The 19,127-nt window shown below is 62.9% G+C and carries 16 protein-coding genes, 1 rRNA gene and 1 pseudogene; 4 read left to right on the top strand and 14 right to left on the bottom strand.

Translation table 11 applies throughout. From position 1 onward, the window contains the following. Positions 1 to 93: 93 nt before the first annotated feature. Positions 94 to 1,615 (bottom strand): 16S ribosomal RNA (locus LJ362_RS02715). A gap of 536 nt (positions 1,616 to 2,151) precedes the next feature. Here LJ362_RS02715 and LJ362_RS02710 point away from each other — a divergent pair. Then, the gene (locus LJ362_RS02710; protein WP_264800641.1) at positions 2,152 to 3,168 is read left to right on the top strand and encodes an epimerase; all 1,017 of its coding nucleotides are present in this window, start codon (positions 2,152 to 2,154) and stop codon (positions 3,166 to 3,168) included. Between the two features lie 50 nt (positions 3,169 to 3,218). On the opposite strand, the gene LJ362_RS02705 is transcribed toward LJ362_RS02710, so the two are convergent. After that, complete coding sequence (locus LJ362_RS02705; RefSeq protein ID WP_264800639.1) at positions 3,219 to 4,130, bottom strand: rhodanese-related sulfurtransferase; 912 nt, start codon at positions 4,128 to 4,130, stop codon at positions 3,219 to 3,221. A 162-nt stretch (positions 4,131 to 4,292) separates the two neighbouring features. Here LJ362_RS02705 and purL point away from each other — a divergent pair, with 162 nt between their 5' ends. Beyond that, positions 4,293 to 6,677: a phosphoribosylformylglycinamidine synthase subunit PurL gene (gene purL / locus LJ362_RS02700; protein WP_264800638.1), complete on the top strand. Its 2,385-nt coding sequence runs from the start codon at positions 4,293 to 4,295 to the stop codon at positions 6,675 to 6,677. A gap of 132 nt (positions 6,678 to 6,809) precedes the next feature. Here purL and LJ362_RS02695 read toward each other — a convergent pair whose 3' ends face one another. From LJ362_RS02695 to LJ362_RS02685, 3 genes are all read right to left on the bottom strand, one after another. Continuing rightward, positions 6,810 to 7,355, bottom strand: a complete 546-nt coding sequence (locus LJ362_RS02695) for a hypothetical protein (RefSeq protein ID WP_264800637.1) — start codon at positions 7,353 to 7,355, stop codon at positions 6,810 to 6,812. Positions 7,356 to 7,403: 48 nt separating this feature from the next. Next, complete coding sequence (locus LJ362_RS02690; protein ID WP_264800636.1) at positions 7,404 to 8,201, bottom strand: hypothetical protein; 798 nt, start codon at positions 8,199 to 8,201, stop codon at positions 7,404 to 7,406. An 84-nt stretch (positions 8,202 to 8,285) separates the two neighbouring features. Continuing rightward, a complete protein-coding gene (locus LJ362_RS02685; protein WP_264800635.1) occupies positions 8,286 to 8,975 on the bottom strand; it encodes a hypothetical protein in 690 nt (229 codons plus the stop codon). 263 nt (positions 8,976 to 9,238) lie between these two features. On the opposite strand from LJ362_RS02685, the gene LJ362_RS02680 reads away from it, so the two are divergent. Together LJ362_RS02680 and LJ362_RS02675 are read left to right on the top strand one after the other, a co-directional pair. Next, entirely contained in the window at positions 9,239 to 10,468 is a 1,230-nt protein-coding gene (locus LJ362_RS02680) for a cobalamin-independent methionine synthase II family protein (RefSeq protein WP_264800634.1), read from the top strand. A 100-nt stretch (positions 10,469 to 10,568) separates the two neighbouring features. Next, entirely contained in the window at positions 10,569 to 11,120 is a 552-nt protein-coding gene (locus LJ362_RS02675) for a DUF1648 domain-containing protein (RefSeq protein WP_264800633.1), read from the top strand. A gap of 29 nt (positions 11,121 to 11,149) precedes the next feature. Here the strand turns inward: LJ362_RS02675 and LJ362_RS02670 are convergent, their stop codons facing one another. The 9 genes and pseudogenes from LJ362_RS02670 to LJ362_RS02630 all read right to left on the bottom strand — a co-directional run bounded on the left by LJ362_RS02670 (position 11,150) and on the right by LJ362_RS02630 (position 19,124). Then, the gene (locus tag LJ362_RS02670) at positions 11,150 to 12,550 is read right to left on the bottom strand and encodes a TIGR01777 family oxidoreductase (protein WP_264800632.1); all 1,401 of its coding nucleotides are present in this window, start codon (positions 12,548 to 12,550) and stop codon (positions 11,150 to 11,152) included. A gap of 164 nt (positions 12,551 to 12,714) precedes the next feature. Next, positions 12,715 to 14,319 (bottom strand): choline-sulfatase, encoded by a 1,605-nt coding sequence (betC, locus tag LJ362_RS02665; protein ID WP_264800631.1) that lies wholly within the window; start codon positions 14,317 to 14,319, stop codon positions 12,715 to 12,717. Beyond that, positions 14,316 to 16,511: a BCCT family transporter gene (locus LJ362_RS02660; RefSeq protein ID WP_413774221.1), complete on the bottom strand. Its 2,196-nt coding sequence runs from the start codon at positions 16,509 to 16,511 to the stop codon at positions 14,316 to 14,318. Before LJ362_RS02660 ends, betC begins: the two co-directional genes overlap by 4 nt. A gap of 183 nt (positions 16,512 to 16,694) precedes the next feature. Further along, a complete protein-coding gene (locus LJ362_RS02655) occupies positions 16,695 to 16,826 on the bottom strand; it encodes a hypothetical protein (RefSeq protein WP_264800630.1) in 132 nt (43 codons plus the stop codon). A gap of 91 nt (positions 16,827 to 16,917) precedes the next feature. Continuing rightward, entirely contained in the window at positions 16,918 to 17,232 is a 315-nt protein-coding gene (locus LJ362_RS02650; protein WP_262777217.1) for a DMT family transporter, read from the bottom strand. Then, entirely contained in the window at positions 17,229 to 17,588 is a 360-nt protein-coding gene (locus tag LJ362_RS02645; RefSeq protein ID WP_264800629.1) for a DMT family transporter, read from the bottom strand. Before LJ362_RS02645 ends, LJ362_RS02650 begins: the two co-directional genes overlap by 4 nt. After that, entirely contained in the window at positions 17,585 to 17,908 is a 324-nt protein-coding gene (locus tag LJ362_RS02640; protein WP_264800627.1) for a hypothetical protein, read from the bottom strand. Before LJ362_RS02640 ends, LJ362_RS02645 begins: the two co-directional genes overlap by 4 nt. Before the next feature lie 146 nt (positions 17,909 to 18,054). After that, positions 18,055 to 18,165, bottom strand: a pseudogene (locus LJ362_RS17055) (TetR/AcrR family transcriptional regulator); the annotation flags it as partial. 167 nt (positions 18,166 to 18,332) lie between these two features. Further along, entirely contained in the window at positions 18,333 to 19,124 is a 792-nt protein-coding gene (locus tag LJ362_RS02630; protein WP_264800625.1) for an ABC transporter ATP-binding protein, read from the bottom strand. Positions 19,125 to 19,127 lie beyond the last annotated feature (3 nt).

Here is a 19,127-nt window from a genome sequence, read left to right as displayed (position 1 = left end):
TGAGCGAGCGAGTGTTGTGATGTTCCACCCTTGAGCTCCCAACCAGATGACGCATTCGATCACTGCGTTGGGGTTCTTATGTGTGCTCCTTAGAAAGGAGGTGATCCAGCCGCACCTTCCGGTACGGCTACCTTGTTACGACTTAGTCCCAATCACCAGTCCCACCTTAGACGGCCCCCTCCACAAGGGTTGGGACACCGGCTTCGGGTGTTACCGACTTTCGTGACTTGACGGGCGGTGTGTACAAGGCCGGGAACGTATTCACCGCAGCGTTGCTGATCTGCGATTACTAGCGACTCCGACTTCACGTAGTCGAATTGCAGACTACGATCCGAACTGAGACTGGCTTTAAGGGATTCGCTTACCCTCACGGGTTCGCCTCTCTCTGTACCAGCCATTGTAGCATGCGTGAAGCCCAAGACATAAAGGGCATGATGATTTGACGTCATCCCCACCTTCCTCCGAGTTGACCCCGGCAGTCTCCTATGAGTTCCCACCATCACGTGCTGGCAACATAGAACGAGGGTTGCGCTCGTTGCGGGACTTAACCCAACATCTCACGACACGAGCTGACGACAACCATGCACCACCTGTACACCAGCTCCAAAGAGAAGAACTGTTTCCAGAACGGTCCAGTGTATGTCAAGCCTTGGTAAGGTTCTTCGCGTTGCATCGAATTAATCCGCATGCTCCGCCGCTTGTGCGGGCCCCGTCAATTCCTTTGAGTTTTAGCCTTGCGACCGTACTCCCCAGGCGGGGCACTTAATGCGTTAGCTACGGCGCGGAGAACGTGGAATGTCCCCCACACCTAGTGCCCAACGTTTACGGCATGGACTACCAGGGTATCTAATCCTGTTCGCTCCCCATGCTTTCGCTCCTCAGTGTCAGTTACAGCCCAGAGTCCCGCCTTCGCCACCGGTGTTCCTCCTGATATCTGCGCATTTCACCGCTACACCAGGAATTCCAGACTCCCCTACTGCACTCTAGTCAGCCCGTACCCACTGCACGCGCAACGTTAAGCGTTGCGTTTCCACAGCAGACGTGACCAACCACCTACGAGCTCTTTACGCCCAATAATTCCGGACAACGCTCGTACCCTACGTATTACCGCGGCTGCTGGCACGTAGTTAGCCGGTACTTCTTCTGCAGGTACCGTCACTTTCGCTTCTTCCCTGCTGAAAGCGGTTTACAACCCGAAGGCCGTCATCCCGCACGCTGCGTCGCTGCATCAGGGTTCCCCCATTGTGCAATATTCCCCACTGCTGCCTCCCGTAGGAGTCTGGGCCGTGTCTCAGTCCCAGTGTGGCCGGTCGCCCTCTCAGGCCGGCTACCCGTCGTCGCCTTGGTGGGCCATTACCCCACCAACAAGCTGATAGGCCGCGAGCCCATCCCTGATCGAAAAACTTTCCACCAACCCTCATGCGAGGGTTGGTCGTATCCGGTATTAGACCCGGTTTCCCAGGCTTATCCCGAAATCAGGGGCAGGTTACTCACGTGTTACTCACCCGTTCGCCACTCATCCACCAGAAGCAAGCTTCTGGCTTCAGCGTTCGACTTGCATGTGTTAAGCACGCAGCCAGCGTTCGTCCTGAGCCAGGATCAAACTCTCCATAAAAAAATTATGTTACGAATGAATCCCAGCAAGACAGCCAACCCCTCACGGGGTGAGAAGGTTGACCAAAAAAACACTGACCAAACACGAAGGCCACCCATGTGATGCGGGAGGTTCGGCGAAGAACCACCCACACGAGGCGACACCATGTTCGATCAGATGATTGTCTTACCAGAAAATAAAATGTTCTGGCATCACAACTTGTTCAAACAAACACGCTATTGGATTCTCAAACCACAAACACACACCCATCACCACACCACACAAAAAGACAGTGTGTTCACTGGGGGTATCAGTTTCATTTTGTGTCACCCACCCGATCGTCTGAACCCGTGGATCAAACCGTGTTTGTCCTGGTCAGACCCGGTGGAAACGGTGTTCCGAGAACCTCGTTTCCGGCGGGGCAACGAGATATAACTCTAGACCACTCCAGAGGCGACGTGCAAATCCAAAACCGACTTTCTCCACGTGACACCCACCACACAGCCTCGTTGCCGCATCGACAGCCCCCACCATCGAGGGGTGTTAGCGTCCTGAGTATGAGCACGGAACCCACAGACACATCGCGGACAAGCACCCAGGCTCCGCTCGCCGTCGTCGCCGGTGCATCGGGGTTCATCGGCGGAGCGCTGCTCGATGCGCTCAGCACCTGGGGGTACACGACGCGGACTATCGGCCGCTCCCCTGCCTCCGCCGATGCCACCTGGGACCGTCCCGACCGAATCGCCGAACTCATCGACGGTGCCGACCTGCTTATCAACCTCGCCGGTCGCAGCGTCGGATGTCGGTACACGGACGCCAACCGGCAGGTCATCTGGGATTCCCGCGTCGATACGACCCGCGCTCTCAATACGGCGGTGGCAGCCGCCTCGGCGCCGCCGCGTCTGTGGATCAACTCGAGCACGGCCACCATCTACCGTCACGCGATGGACCGACCGCAGACCGAGGACGACGGCGACATCGGCGAAGGGTTCTCGGTCGACATCGCCAAGGCTTGGGAGAAGGAATTCTTCGCCGGAGATCTGGCCGCGACCAGACGAGTCGCGCTGCGGATGGCGATCGTGCTCGGTGATGGAGCGGCGTTGAACATGTTGGCCACCGCGGCCAGATTCGGCGCGGGCGGAGCTCAGCATGAAGGGCGCTGGTTCCCGCACCGGCGCTATCGCGGGATCGGCCCGGCGGCTTCCGGGCCGACGGTCTGGCGAGGGCACCCGCCGACTCACGGGCGACAGCGGTTCAGCTGGGTCCATATCGACGACGTGCTCCGGGCAATCCGGTTCATCGACGAACATGAGGAGCTCAGTGGCCCGATCAATGTCTCGAACCCACAGGTCGCGGACAATCGCTCAATGATGAAAGCGCTGCGCAAGGCAGTGCGTATGCCAGTGGGCATTCCTGCTCCCAGGTGGCTGCTCGAGATCGGGATGGTCGTCCTGCGTCAGGAGTCGGAACTCGTGCTCAAGAGTCGGTGGGTGCTGCCGGCACGACTCGAAGCGGCCGGGTTCGACTTCAGATGGACCAACGTCGAGGCGGCGACGAAGCACCTGCTGCGCTGAAGTGTCGGTACGGCACTCCCCCACCTCCGGGGAACGGCAGGATCGCACGCTCAGCCGACGGCAGCCTCGGCGGGGATTCCCTGCTCGACGCAGTCGGCGCAATAGGGCTGCAGACCCTTGTCCGTGCAATCGGCGCACCGCAGGTACTGTCTGCGGCACTCGAGGTTCGCACAGTTGACGAACTCCGGCGTCTTCCTGTCGCACGGCACGCAATGCCCGATGGATTCGGCATTGTCACCGAACTCGACGTGCATGCGCTTGTCGAAGACGTAGAGCGAACCGTCCCAGTAGCCGGAGCTGCCGAAGGTCTCGCCGTAGCGGACGATGCCGCCGTCGAGCTGATAGACCTCTTCGAACCCACGGTTCTTCATGAGCACGGACAGGACCTCGCAGCGGATTCCGCCGGTGCAGTAGGTGACGACTGGTTTGTCTTTGAGGTCGTCGTATTTGCCGGATTCGATCTCGGCGATGAAGTCACGCGTGGTCTCGGTGTCGGGAACGATCGCGTCCCGGAACTTCCCGATCTGCGCCTCCATCGCATTGCGGCCGTCGAAGAAGACGACCTCTTCGCCGCGTTCGTCGAGGAGTTTGTGCAGGGCTCCCGGTTTGAGGTGCTGACCGCCGCCTTGGACTCCGTCTTCGGTCACCGTGATCTCATCAGGAGTGCCGAAGGTGACGAGTTCGTCGCGAACCTTCACGCTCAGCCGCGGGAAGTCATCGCCCTGACCGTTCGACCATTTGATGTCCGCACCTCTGAAAGGCGCATACGACTTCGTTGCCCGCACATACTGCTTCACTTCGAAGATGTCCCCGCCGACCGTGGCGTTGATTCCGTCCTTCGACACGATGATCCGCCCCTTGAGCCCGAGGTTCTCGGCCAGGGTGTGCTGCCACAGCTTGACCGCTTCGGGGTCGGGCAGCGGGGTGAAGACGTAGAACAAGACGATCTTGGGAGTTGCCATGGCTCCCATTCTAGGTGGGGTGCGACCGTCCGATTCCCAGCGGGGAACGGTCGCCACCCGCGCCGAGGCGGTCCGCCCGTGGACACGCTTCGGCCCCTCGGTGAGGACACGGCTAAGATTGGCCGTGAGTGCCGTGTCGTATGAAAGGGCCCCGAAGAGGACATGACGTCTAACCTCAGCTCTGCGGATTCCACGCAGGTCGATTCCCCGCAGAATGCATCGAAGAAGGTCAAGGAGACGGTCGAGTTCGCAGCGGCGAACCCCGACGTCGAACAGCCTTTCGCCGATCTCGGTCTCACGGCCGACGAATACGAGAAGATCAAGGCGATCCTCGGACGTCGCCCCACCTCGGCGGAATTGGCCATGTATTCGGTGATGTGGTCCGAGCACTGCTCGTACAAGTCTTCGAAGGTCCACCTGTCCAAGTTCGGTGACAAGGTCACCGAGGACATGAAGAAGCACCTGCTCGTGGGCATCGGCGAGAACGCCGGCGTCGTCGACATCGGGAACGGCTGGGCCGTGACCTTCAAGGTCGAATCGCACAACCACCCCAGCTACGTCGAACCCCACCAGGGCGCTGCCACCGGAGTCGGCGGCATCGTCCGCGACATCATCTCCATGGGTGCGCGTCCGGTCGCCGTGATGGATCAGCTGCGCTTCGGTGCCATCGACCATCCGGACACCGCTCGCGTCGTCCACGGCGTGGTCGCCGGCATCAGCAACTACGGCAACTCCCTCGGCCTGCCGAACATCGGGGGCGAGACCGTCTTCGATTCCGTCTATCAGGGAAATCCGCTGGTCAACGCCCTGGCTGTGGGTGTCATGCGGCATGAGGACATCCGTTTGGCCAACGCATCGGGACTGGGCAACAAGGTCGTGCTCTTCGGTGCGCGCACCGGTGGCGACGGCATCGGCGGTGCTTCGATCCTCGCTTCCGAGTCCTTCGACGATTCGAAGCCCTCGAAGCGCCCCGCCGTGCAGGTCGGCGACCCGTTCGCCGAGAAGGTGCTCATCGAATGCTGCCTCGAGCTCTTCCACGCCGGTGTCGTCGAAGGCATTCAGGACCTCGGCGCTGCAGGCATCTCCTGTGCGACCTCGGAGCTGGCGTCCAACGGTGACGGCGGAATGCACATCGCGCTCGACGATGTGCTGCTGCGCGATGAGACCCTCACCCCTGAGGAGATCCTCATGTCGGAGTCGCAGGAGCGGATGATGGCCGTCGTCCGTCCCGACCGCCTCGAGGAGTTCCTCGAAATCGTCGGCAAATGGGAGGTCGAGACCTCCGTGCTCGGCGAGGTCACTGATTCCGATCGTCTCGTCATCGAATGGCACGGCGACGTCATCGTCGATGTGCCCCCGCGCTCGGTCGCCCACGACGGCCCCGTGTACAACCGTCCGTTCACCGAACCGTCATGGACCGCCGAGGTGGCTGCGAACACCGTTGCGGCCGCTGGTTTGGCGAAGCCCCAGTCCGATGATGAGCTGCGGTCGACGATGCTCGAGCTCGCGGGGTCGCCGAACCTCGCCTCGAAGTCGTGGATCACCTCGCAGTACGACAAGTACGTCCAGGGCAATACCGCACTGGCCTACCCGGATGATGCCGGTGTCGTCCGCGTCGACGAGGAGTCCGGTCTCGGCGTGGCCATCGCCACCGACGCCAACGGCCGCTACAGCTTCCTCGACCCGGCGCGCGGTGCCCAGCTGGCACTGGCCGAGGCCTACCGCAATGTCTCGACCTCCGGTGCCATTCCGCGTGCGGTCACCGACTGCCTGAACTTCGGATCCCCCGAAGATCCGGAGATCATGTGGCAGTTCGCGCAGGCCGTCGAAGGGCTCGCAGGCGCCTGCCAGGACATGGGAATCCCGGTCACCGGCGGCAACGTGTCCCTGTACAACCAGACCGGCGGAGTGGCCATCCACCCGACTCCGGTCGTCGGTGTACTCGGTGTCTTCGATGATGTCACCCGCGCCACCCCGAGCGGCTGGCAGGAGCCGGGCCAGACCATCTATCTGCTCGGCACCACCGAGGCGGAGCTCGACGGTTCGGCGTGGGCCGACGTCACGGCCGACCACCTCGGCGGAGTTCCTCCGCAGTACAAGCCGGCGGCGGAGAAGGAACTCGGCGAGATCCTCATCAACTGCTCGCGCGACGGCATGATCGATGCCGCGCATGATCTGTCCGAGGGCGGGCTGTCGCAGGCCCTCGTCGAATCGTCGCTGCGCTATGGCACCGGCGCCCGGATCTGGCTCGATGAGGTCTGCGAGCGTGACGGCATCGACGTGTTCACCGCACTGTTCTCCGAATCGACGGCGCGCGCGATCGTCGCCGTGCCGCGCTCGGAAGAGGTCCGCTTCAAGGACATGTGCACGGCACGCCGGTTCCCGTTCGTGCGCATCGGCATGACCGATGCCGGGGACGGAGCTCCTGCGCTCGAGGTCGTCGACCATTTCTCGATCGGCCTCGACGAACTCGGTCAGGCCCACGAGGGTACGCTGGCTGATCGCTTCGGCGGCAGCGTCGCGGCGGTGACCGAAACCGCGGTCTGAGCCACGACTGGCGAAGACTGACGCCGAGACGGCCTCCCGGCCCCGACACGACCAGCTGCGGTTGGTTCTCTCGAGGCTGAGGGGCCGTTTCGCTGTCGCGCTGTGTCCGAATCGCACAGTTGGGTGTGACGGTCACGAAGGTGGGTCGGCAGACTTCTCACCTTCGCGCTTGCCGCGGCGCCGACGGTCACGCAGCGGTCCGACCACGCCCCAGGCGAGAGCAGTGCAGACGGCGACGATCGTCCAATAGATCAGCCAGAAGGAATCAGCCAAGCCCGCAATCGCGATTCCCACGGCCAGCAGCGCGATGGTTATCGCCGAGGCGGTCAGGCAGCGCAGCCAGTAACCGAGACTGGTGCGGGTCGGTACAGCAGGCAGTTCCGCTTCGTTGAGATCCGTATGGCGACGGGCGAATCGGCGGTCGACGCGGGCGATGGCCTCCGGACCGAAGACGACGGAGAAGCCGACATAGAACGCGGCCATTCCGTGGCTGAAGTCCGATGTCGCTCCCCGGTGCAGATCGATGTAAGTCAGGACGATGATGACGATGTCGACGAGGGGCGTGGCGACAAGGAGAACCGTCGAAACCGTTCGCCAGTGCAGCAGATACCTCGCGCAGACTCCGGCGAGCAGAAAGACCCAGAACAGCACTTCACCGGCGATGATGAACAACAGCATCAGGTTCCTCGCTCGATTGCTCGGGCTATTCGTGTCTCTCGGTTGAGGCTAGTGGTGCGGGTATGACTGCTGGCCTGGTCCCGGGGGCCATTGGTTCGGGTAGGTCTGGGACAAGTGGGCCGTTTGCGGATTGGGCTGCGATGCGTAGTCCGGCTGTGGGATTCGAGCCGGCTGGTTCGGCAATCGAACCGTTCCCCCGGGCACTCGACCGAGCAGATGGCACAGCCCGAGAACACCGAAAACAACAACCAGCCACACTGCTTGCACGACCACTGTGACCATGGCTCCCCCGGTCAATTGTGCGGCCAGCATAAGGTCGAAGACCGCTTTGCCGCTGTATAGCACCACAGTGATGGCAACGGCGGTGACGAGGATCCACCATCGACGGTTGCGGGCGATGTTCCACCCACAGAAGACTGCAGACAGATAGATCCCGCTCACGACACTTTGAATGACCGTCTCGGGCACCACCGAATCTGCTGGTCCGATTCCGCTCACGCCCATCACGATCGACATGATCGGACTGAGGACCAGCAGGGCGAGGCAGCCGAGCACGAAGATTGCGGCACCTATTGCCCTGCGCACCCACGTCGTGTTCTTCACGAGCACGATGGCGATCGCGCCGAGAACCAGACGCACGCCTCCAGCCACGATCGTTCCGAAGGTGAAGAGGACCATGGTGTCCCGTCCACCGCTGAAGCTGATCGGAGCCAGCACCAATGCCGGGAGTGCCCCGACGATAAGTGCTGCCATGAACATCGACCGTGCGAGCCACCCGGGGTGGTGGGACACCTGTCTCTTCAATTCAGGAGAATCCTGCCACTGTGTGTTATGACCGATGCTCATGCTCTCAGCCTAAGCTTCAATTGCACTTGTTCGAAGTCAACGATGAAGAATCTCGGGAACAGCTGAGGCTGCCACATGCTGATGTCAGAAGTTCGAGGGCTTTGGGAAGCGCCACGACTGGGCGAAACGATGAAAAAGCCAAAAACCGCAGGCGATCAGACCCACCGACTGCAGGTGAACAGCCAAATTGACGACGACTGCGCGATCACCGACATCAGTGAGGCCCCACGACGTCAGCTGTGCGGCGGCACAGACACCCACGGCAATCAGCGGCGCTGCAATATGTGCTCTCCATCCTCGATTTCGGACTAAATTCCATGAGATGTATGCCAGCGCCCAGAACATGACCAGGGCGCCAGAAACTCCTGCTGTCATCGGGGACGGCGATTCGCTGGCGAGCCCGGTGACCGGGCGCATGGCGTCAGGAACGATTGGTGCTTTGACGAGCGCCAGCAGGCAGGCGAACAAGAACACCCCAGCAGCCGCAACTCTCCGCGGCCAACTAGTGTTCGAGGCGAGCAGAAGACCTGCCATGCCCACAACACAGCGAAAGAATTGAGCGAGCAGGACACTGATGAAGACGAAGGCCGCTACGTAGACTTCAGTTTCGGCCGAAGGCAGAACGGCCAGGAGCAACATTGCAGTGCCCGGCAGAACAGCGACGAAAAGTGCGGCGCCGAACATCGATCGGGAAGCCCACTCCGGTGCAGGCAAGAATGACGACGAGGCGGTATCGCCGATGCTTTCAGTTCGTCCTCCTGCCGGTTCCATCATGTCCCCCAGACTAGGACCGCGGCTGGGCGTGACTGTGTCGAAGGTGTGACAGACCTGGAACCCGCAGTGCTGTCGTATCCGACACCGCTTCCGGTCCGGTATCGGAACGGCCCATCCGCGACGTGACCGAAGATGACGCCGACCGCACATGCACGACTGCGAATGTGATTGCCTTAAGGAGAACGATGAGCCTCAGCCGTTCCACGGCCAGGGACTCAGCAGCGAGGCAGAACGACACCACATTCAAGGAAGAGGAGCCAGTCATGGCAACGATTCGCACATCCCACGCGGGATCCTTACCCCGCACTCCCGAACTCATCGAAGCCAACAAGGTCAAGCAGGCGCAGAACACCGCCCGCCTGGCCGGTGAGTCCGTGTCGCAGGAACAGGAGCAGGAATTCGACGAGCTCCTCGCCGCCAGCGTCACTGACCTCGTCAAGCGCCAGAAGAACCTGGGCATCTCACTGCCCAACGACGGTGAGTACGGTCACGCCATGGCCGCCGACTTCGACTACGGCGCGTGGTGGCACTACTCGTTCGCACGCACCGGTGGGCTCGAGCTCCACGACATCGACCTCTGGGAGATTCCGGCAAACCGTTCGACGCCGGGCAATATCGTGCTCACGAGCATGCCTGACCGTCGCGACCGCAACCTCTTCCCGAACGTCTACACGGACCCGAAGGCCGGCACCGACACCGGCCAGCAACCGCAGTTCCCGAAGGCCACCGGCCCGATCAGCTACATCGGTCAGGACCAGGTCAACCGTGACATCGCGAACCTCAAAACAGGTCTGGCCGCCGCAGGCTACGACGAGCGTACCGGGTACATCAACGCCCTCTCCCCCGGCTCGGCCTCCCGCATCGCCAATGAGTACTACTCGAGCGATGAGGAGTTCATCTGGGCATGGGCCGATGTGCTCCGGGAGGAATACCTCGCCATCACCGAGGCGGGGCTGACCGTCCAGATCGACGATCCGTCCCTGGCAGAGAACTTCGACCAGATCAACCCGGAACCGTCGTTCGATGACTACCGCGCGTTCATCCAGGTCCGCATCGATGCACTCAACCATGCTCTGCGCGGAATCGACCCGGCGCAGGTGCGCGTGCACACCTGCTGGGGTTCCTGGCACGGACCTCACGTCACCGACCTGCCATTCATCGAGATCGTCGACCAGGTGCTCTCGATCAATGCCGCCGGCATCACGTTCGAAGCCGCGAACGTCCGCCACGAGCACGAATGGCGAATCTGGGAGGAGAAGAAGCTGCCCGAGGGCAAGTACATCATCCCCGGCATCGTCTCCCACTCGACCAACGTCATCGAGCATCCCGGGCTCGTCGCCGAACGCATCGGCCGGTTCGCCAAGCTCGTCGGACCCGAGAACGTCGTCGCCTCCACCGACTGCGGGCTGGGTGGCCGAGTCCACCCGGACATCGCCGTCGCGAAGCTGCAGTCCCTGACCGAAGGTGCGGAGATCGCCTCGAAGCGCTTCTGACCCAGTACTGCGGAAACAGCAGATACACCGGTCCCCTCCGGTCGGCTCACATGCCGAGCGGAGGGGACTTTGTTGCAATGCATCTTGATAGAGTGATTCGATGGCTTCGACGCCTTCCCCTCGTTCAAACCGATGGGCCGCGACCACGGCAGGAGCCCTGCTGGCGATTATGGCGGTCACGATCCTGTGGTTCACGGTCTATGCTCCGGAAACCGTTCCGAGCCACATCGGAATCGATGGCACAGTCGACGGCAGATCCTCGAAGAGCAGCGTGCTCTTCATCGTCGTTCCCCTCGCCCTGCTGATCTCCGGCGGGCTCCTCCTCACCCCGCTGCACGAAGCAATTCCCCTGCGCGCATGGCCTGCACCGTTCGTCTTCAACGGCGCGTTCTGGATCGCCGAGGGAAGATCAGACTTCCTTCGGAAGCAGTTGATGGAGTACCTGCAGATTCTGTCCGGACTCAGCAGCGCCTTCTTCAGCTCCACTCTGTGGATGTCCTGGCTCGAATCCACCGGGCGGACCCTGCCGTCACCGATTCCGCCGATCGTCTTCGCGTCATTGGCGGCTCTACTGGCAACGGCGACTGTCCGCCACTATCTCAGGCTTCGCCCGTCGGAGTGGTCCCCCGATGAGCCAGCAGAATCGGAATAACGCGACCAAAAGGCGGTCACAGAGCTCTCTTACGCCCCGCCGCCGAGCTCCTCGTCGAAGCAGTCGCTCAATGTCGGGTGGGCGAACTGGTATCCGGTTTCCTGCAGCTTCTCCGGCACCACTCGCTGGTCCGCCAGAGCGAGCTCCTTCGCCCCATCACGGCCGAGCATGATCTCCGTGATGAAACCGGGTGTCGGGATCCACGCGGGTCTGCGCAGGTGAGCGGCGAGCGCCTCGGCGAATTCCGCCTGCGTGACAAGCTCCGGCGCAACAGCGTTGACCGGCCCGCGCACATAGTCATAGAGGACCGCGTGCACATATGACCGCGCAACATCGTCAAGGGAGATCCACGCGAGGGCCTGCTCCCCGCTGCCCAATCGACCGCCGGCACCGGCAAGGAACAGCGGCGCCTGCAGTTTGAGCAGACCGCCCAAGGAACTGAGCACGACTCCGGTTCGAATCGACACACGCCGGATCCCGGCATCCTCGACACCAGCCGCCGTCTCTTCCCACTTCTGGCATACCTCGGCCAGGAATCCGTCTCCGGCCGGTCCGGTCTCATCGACGGGTTCGTCCGCCTTCGCCCCGTAGTAGCCGACCGCGGAGGCACAGACGAAGACCGACGGGCGCTTCGCTTCGGGCAGGCCGCCCATCGTTTCGACGAGCAGCCTCGTCGAGTCGATTCGAGACGACCAGATCTCATCCTTGGCATGCTTGGTGAACCGAGTGGCGATGGATCGTCCACCGAGGTGGACCACCGCATCCGCCCACGCGAGGTCGCGTGGATTGAGGATTCCCAGGTCCGGATTCCAGTGCACCTCGTAGGGGAATTTCGGGGTTTCGCGCACCAGCAGTCGGACGAAATGACCCGCAGTGGAGAACAGGGCGGCGACCTGGCGTCCGATCATTCCGCTGCCGCCGGCGATGAGGATGTGTTTGCCCTTCTTCCGCGCCAGCAGCGGCGCGTTCGTGGATTCGAGGAAATCGATGTCCATGAGCATCCGCTTGCGGCGGGCGTCGAAAGTGGCTTCAAGGTAGTGGGTGAGGCCCCGATCGATGACGTCGAAGCCCTGCGGAGCCATGGAGAATTCGATGTGGTCGTCGATCTTCGTCCCGCCGGCGACCGAGGTGAACTCGTGCGTGTGCTTCCACTGGCTCAGCGGCCCCTTCTTCAGCTCATCGACGAAGGAGAACCGCGACGGCCCCTCCGAATGCACCGAGCTGAACGGCCGACGCACAAGTCCGTAGGTACCGGGAACGCTCGTCTTCACCTGCGCCACCGAGCCCGGCGCGATCGGAGGATAGCTCTCTTCGACGATCTCCTGCGCCCAGTGAGGCGAGAGGCGGGTCAGCGCTCCTGGCCGAGCATGCCAGTCGAATGTGGTCTCCGCACCGAGCGGAACTTCAGATGTCGACTCAAAGATGGTCATGGAATCCCTCCTACCTCGAATGATGCCACCGGTTTCTGAGAATGTGACCCGCAACTCACCTAAGTCCAAGTGAATTGTTCTCGCCGAGGCGACTCACCCTCACAGCTGACCCGCCGAAGCCGTCCGGCGGGGTCCGAACCCCGCTTCAACTCCCTGCCGGCGACTCAGCCTGCGGCAGGGATCTTGCCGAAGCGGAACGCAGACCAGAAGTCACCGCGCACATATCCGTGCGACGGTTCCGGGTCGAAGTCCCAGTGGCGGACTCGACCGACCTTGAGCGCGTCGGCGACGAGCTGGCGGCTGCGCTGAGAGGTGAGCACATGGTCCTCGAGGTGCTCGAGATCGTAGCGGGATTCGAGCTCGGCACGCATCTTCTCCAGCCTCCTGGAGAAGGCCGGGTCCTCGGCCCGGTTGTTCAGCTCATCCGGGTCGTTGGCAAGGTCGAACAGGAGCTCCGGATCCCCAGGGCACAGCGTGAGCTTGAGATCCCCACGGACCAAAGTGACCTGCGGCTTGTACGTGCCTTCTGCGAAGTATTCGATGACGACATCGCGGTTCTCGGTTCCGAGTTCGCCGGCGGCTTCTCGCCGAGCCGTGTCCAGCAGGGACGTCCCGACCAGACCTTCCTCGATCGCCGAGGCGGGCTCAGGATCCGCACGGCGTATAGGCAGAAGCTTCGCCAAGCCGGATTTCGTGTCCTCCGGCTTCGGGCCCTGGGCGATCTCCACCAGTGTCGGGGCGAGGTCGACGAGGCTGACCGGGGCCGCATACCGGCCCGGGGCGATCACCTCTGCGGGTCCGTTGATGATGAGCGGAACTCGGGAGGACTGCTCGTAGGGCGACATCTTGAACCACAGCCCCTTCTCCCCCAGCATGTCACCGTGGTCGCTGGTGACGACGATGACGGTGTTGTCCGCCAGGTCGAGCTCTTCGAGCTTGCGCCGGATCGCCCCGACATGGTCGTCGATGTAGTTCACCGCCGCATAGTAGGCACGGCGGGCCCGCCGCACGTCCTCGATTCCCGGTTCGCGTTCGTCGAGGCCGCACATCGTGCGCAGACGGTGGCTGTGCGGGTCGACGGCCGGGTCGGGAACCTCGGGGTGGGCTGGGTCCGGGATGGCCACCTCGGCGAATCGGTCCCAGTTGGCCTTCGGCGGTTCGTACGGGTCGTGGGGGTGGATGAACGAGGTGACCATGAGGAACGGCTGATCGCACCCGGCAGCCTGGTTCGCGCGCTTGCGGTCGTTGAGGTGGCGCAGGGTTCTGAAGATCACCTCGTCGTCGAAGTCCTGCTGGACGTTCGCGGTCGCCGCGCCGGCCGTGAACACGGGGTCTGCCTCGTGGTACCACTGCAGCTTCTGCTCCAGGGGATGGTTCCAGTCGGGCACCATATCGAGGTCGGCCGGGTACACGTCCGTGGTCAGGCGCTCTTCGAACCCGTGGTGCTGATCAGGGCCGATGAAGTGCATCCGCCCGATCAGCGCCGTGTGGTAGCCGAGCTTGCGCAGTCTATGGGCGAATGTCGGCACCGAGGCCGCGAAGTCGTCCCCATTGTCCAGGCAGTCGATCTCCGAGGGCATCCGCCCGGTCATCATCGACGCCCGCGACGGCGAGCACAGCGGAGTATTGCAGTACGCACGGTCGAAGACGGCTCCATCGGCAGCCAGGGCATCCATATTCGGTGTCAGCGCGGCCGCATCGCCATAGGCACCCAGAGCCTGGGCGGCCATCTGATCGGCTTGGATGACAACGATGTTCGGCGTGGTCATGAGTGGTCCTCTCTGCGGTCGGAACCGGCGTCGGTTTCGGAGTCGGTTACCGAATCCGGGTCGGATTCACTCGCCGAGGCGGTCCCGGAGTCCGCGTCGGTCGTTGCGGCTGCGTCCGCGTCGGTCGCGGAGGCGGCGTCAGCCTCGGCGGTGGAATCCTCGTCCGGGGTCCAGCCGTCGGCCCATTCGCCGGTTTCGTAGTCGAACCCGACGGGTTCGCCGTTCTCGTCCGTGCGCTGGTACCAGTCGGTGTAGTCCCCGTGCTCGGAGTCGATTCCGCCGTTCGCACCGTCACCGGGGTCGGTGGGCACGACCTGCAGGGCGAAGTCGTCACCGAAGGCATCGGCACCAGCGACCACGGCGTTGTCGACCGCGTTGAGCGCGTACTGACGGCGCAGGGCCAGCGGATCCGTGCGCAGCTCCTTGAACCAGGCGACGATGATGAAGAGCATGACGAGAGCAAACGGCACCGCGGTGACGATGACGAGCTGTTGGAGTCCCTCGAGGGCGCTGGCGTCGCCGAGGAGGAGCATCACCACGGCGATTCCGGACATCACCAGACCCCAGAACACGACGACCCACTTCTTCGGCTCCTGATCGCCGCGGCTGGTGAGCATGCCCATGACCACCGAGGCGGAGTCCGCGGAGGTGATGAAGAAGATCGCCAGGACGATGATGACGACGAACGGCAGCCATTCGACATAGGGCAGATTGTCGATGAGGGTGAAGAACACCTCGGGGGCCTCCATGCTGTCGGTGAAGCCCGATGCTCCGGACCTGTACATCCAGATCGAGGTTCCGCCCATGATTCCGTAGGCGACGAAGAGCAGAGTCGAGGGGATGAAGATCGTGCCGAGGATGAACTGGCGGATCGAACGGCCGCGGGAGATGCGAGCGATGAAGGTGCCGACGAACGGCGACCAGGAGATCCACCACGCCCAGTAGTAGACGGTCCACAGGGACTGGAATTCCTGGGTCTCGGCGCCCCAGGACAGGGACCGGCCCATCATGTCGAACATCGAACCGAGATATTCCATGAACGCCGAAGGCAGCAGGTTGAGCAGGTAGAGGGTGGGTCCGAGGAACAGCACGAGCGCGACGATGCCGACGGTCAGCACGATGTTGATCGACGACAGGTAGCGGATTCCGCGCGATACGCCGGAGACCGCGGAGATGATGAAGCCGAGGGTGAGGACGAGGATGATGACCACGAGCATATTGTTCGTCATCGGTCCTGCACCGGCGACGATGCTGACACCGGTGCCGATCTGCATGGCCGCGATGCCCAGGGCCGCGGCCGTGCCGAAGAGAGTGGCGACGATCGCGAAGATGTCGACGACCTTTCCGGCGAATCCCTCGGTCTGGCGTTTGCCGAACAGAGTCTGGAAGATCGAAGACAGCAGCAGCGAACGGCCGCGACGATAGGCGGCATAGGCGATGGCACCGCCGACGAGCGCGTACATCGCCCAGGCGTGGAAGCCCCAGTGGAAATAGGTCTGCGCCATCGACCCGTGGAGCGCCTCGGTCGTCTCCGGATCATTCGTCAGCGGAGGCGGCGAGATGAAGTAGGTCAGGGGCTCGGAGGGCCCAAAGAAGAGGACGCCGATGCCGATGCCCGCCGCGAAGAGCATAGCGACCCAGGCGAAGGTGCTGAATTCTGCCTTCTCCCCATCCTTGCCCAAGGGAATCTTGCCGTAGGGAGAGAACGCGAGGATGAGCAGGGAGACGAGGATGATGATCGCGACGAGGTTGAACAGCCATCCGACGTTGAGCGTGGCCCAGTCGTAGGCTGTCTGAGCGACGCTGGCAACGCTGGAGGGGCTGGTGATGCCCCAGATGACGAACGCGACAGTGAGGCCGCCGGCGATGGCGAAGATGATCTTGTCCAGCGAGTACTTCCGCCGCTGTTCGTCGATGGCGATTCCGGGCACGAGGATAGGGTGGGTGTCGTGCGGGTAATGGCCGTGCGTATCTTCGAGATCGGCCTTCACTGGTCCGCGAGGCCGGCGGTAGTCGAACTGTCCGAGGTTGCGCCCGGTCTCACGTCCGACGCGTTTGGCGTCGTCTCTCATTCGGCGGGCGTCGGCCTTGATTCTTTCGCGCGGATCACGCCGGGTCGCCTCGGCGGGGGCATCGGACTGCCGATCCAGGCCCGGATCGTGTTCGTCGGAACGGGTGGAGTCATCTGTCATGTGTCGGTTCACACTCTCTCGATAGTTGCGGAAGACTGCCGAAATCGATCGGTGCCGTGCACGGAGACGAACGCATCATGGCCCGATGGCATGAACGCACATCGGGTAGGAGTCGGACATCAGTGGATGCGACCGGCCGGCGGTCGTCGATCGGCAGAGGGTCTGCGGATCGGCGAACAGTGACTAGGGCTCTCCGCCCCACCAGCCGACAGCCACGGGTTCCCAGGAATCATTGGCGAAGCCGCAGCTCGGGCGCTCTCGATTCGGGGTCGACCATCCCCAGCGGTGGAGGTCGTCGAATCGAAGAAGGGCCATAACTTCGGACGATAACAGCTTCATTGCGGCTTCACAATAAATTCTCAGCAAAGACCGGACACTTGGATCGCCGAGGATGGACCGGGCTGAGTCAGCCGATTTCGACGAGCATGACGCCGACGGTGATGAAGCCGATCCCGAGGAGCGCCTTCCGCGTCAGCGGGTCCTTCCAGATCACTCGGGAGAGCAGGCAGACCAGTGCGACTCCGCAGGCCGCCCACAGACCGTAGGCGACGCCGAGCGGCATGCCCTCGGCCAAGGTGCGGCTGAGAAAGAAGAAGGCCGCTGTGTAGCTGATCGCCACGGGGATGAACCAGATCTTGCGCTGCAGTCCGGCGCTTGCGCGCAGGCACAGGGTGCCGGCGACTTCGCTGAGGATCGAAAGGGCCAACCACATCCAACTCATTGAGTCACCTCCGCGTCGACGGTCTCGGATTCCTCGGGAGTGCCGGATTCGACGAGGATGACGCCGATGATGATGAGAGCGATGCCGATGATGGCGCCGATGCTCAGAAGCTCACCGAAGAACACGACGCCGAGCACGGCGACGAGGGCGACCCCGCTGGCCGACCAGGTGGCGTAGACGGCACCGAGCGGCATGCCCAGCCGCTGGGTGAGCCCGAGGATGAAGAAGGCTGTGGCGTAGAGGACGACGACACCGGGGATCCACCTGGGATCGGCGACCGAGGCGCGCAGCATCAGAGTGGCGGCCACCTCGGCGAGGATGGCCGTGACGAGCAGCAGCAGACGTTTCGCATTCATTCGCTCACCTCCGGTTCGGTGTTGTCGGATGCTCCCTCGGCGGTATCGGTTGAGGTCTCAGCGGCTTCGATGAGAGCGAGGGCGTGCTCGCGCACGGCGGCGAGGTCCTCGGAGGGGAAGACTCCTGTCGCCTCTGACATCCACGCACCGTCGGCGCAGAATCGAGCCGCGGTCAGCAGAGATACCGCACGATCGTCGAGTCCGGTGGTGCCGAACCACGGACCGAGGTGCTCGCTCCATGCCCGCGACAGCTTCGGGTGGTAGAGCGCATCGGAGAAGATCCAATAGTCGGCGCGGGAGACCTCGGCAGTGGTGGCCACTGTGACATAGGCACGGTGCCGCTCGAAGCTCGACAGCTCCTGACTCGGGCGCCGGTGTGCTCGCGCAGTCGCCGTGCCCAGTCTTCTGCGGCATGGTCGACGAGCCCGAGCATGAGCGCTTCCTTGGACGGGAAGTGATACATCAGGCCCGGCTTCGTCAGACCCGCCTGCTGCGCGACCGACTCCAGCGAGATCGTCACGCCCTGCACCGAATCATGCGATTCGGCCAGAGCCTTCGCCGCCTTGAGAATCCGCATCCGTCCGTCATTCGCCATGCCTTCACTTTACCAACCGGTTGGTAAAGTACGCCAGTGCGGATGAGAGGGCGGTCCGCACCCTGTCGGTGCGAACCGCCCTCTCAGCCCTGCCTGCAGACCGTCGGCCTGCCTGCGGGCGTTCGCCTGGCTTCCGGCGAAGTCGCGATTCAGTTCAGCAGTGCCCGGTCGCCCAGGGTCGCTCCCTTGAGTTTCGAAAATTCGCCGAGCAGGGTCTCGACGGTCAGGTCCTTCTTCTCTTCGGCCGAGGCCTGGTAGATGATCCGGCCCTCGTGCATCATGATCAGCCGGTTGCCGAGCGCGATCGCCTGTTCCATATTGTGGGTGACCATGAGCGTGGTCAGCCCGTCGGCTTCGACGATCTTCTTCGTCAGAGCGGACACCAGGGCTGCGCGCTGCGGGTCGAGGGCGGCGGTGTGCTCGTCGAGCAGCAGGATCCGCGGCTGGGTGAATCCGGCCATGAGGAGGCTCAGTGCCTGCCGCTGACCGCCGGAGAGCAGCCCGACCTTCGTCTTCAGCCGGTTCTCCAAGCCGAGTTCGAGAGTGGCGAGCTCCTCCTTGAAGTGCTCGCGTCGCTCCGAGGTCGTCCCTCGTCCCAGCCCACGCGGCTTTCCCCGCTTGAGCGCAAGCGAGAGGTTCTGTTCGATCGTGAGGTCCGGGGCGGTGCCGGCCATCGGATCCTGGAAGACGCGGCCCAGGTATCTCGCCCGTTTGTATTCGGGCATCCGCGACACCTCGGCGCCGTCGATGGTGATCGAGCCGGAGTCGATGGGCAGGCGGCCGGAGATCGTGTTGAGCAGCGTCGATTTTCCGGCGCCGTTGGAGCCGATGACGGTGACGAAGTCGGATTCGTCGAGTTCGAGCGAGAGCCATTGCAGCGCTTTGCGTTCGTTGACGGTGCCCGGGAAGAAGGTCTTGGAGATGTTGTCGATCTTGAGCATGGG

Source organism: Brevibacterium sp. JSBI002 (genome assembly GCF_026013965.1).
In the GTDB taxonomy this organism is placed as follows: Bacteria; Actinomycetota; Actinomycetes; order Actinomycetales; family Brevibacteriaceae; genus Brevibacterium.
The sequence above is the reverse complement of the archived record's forward strand: the minus strand, read 5'-3'. Positions and strand labels throughout refer to the sequence as shown.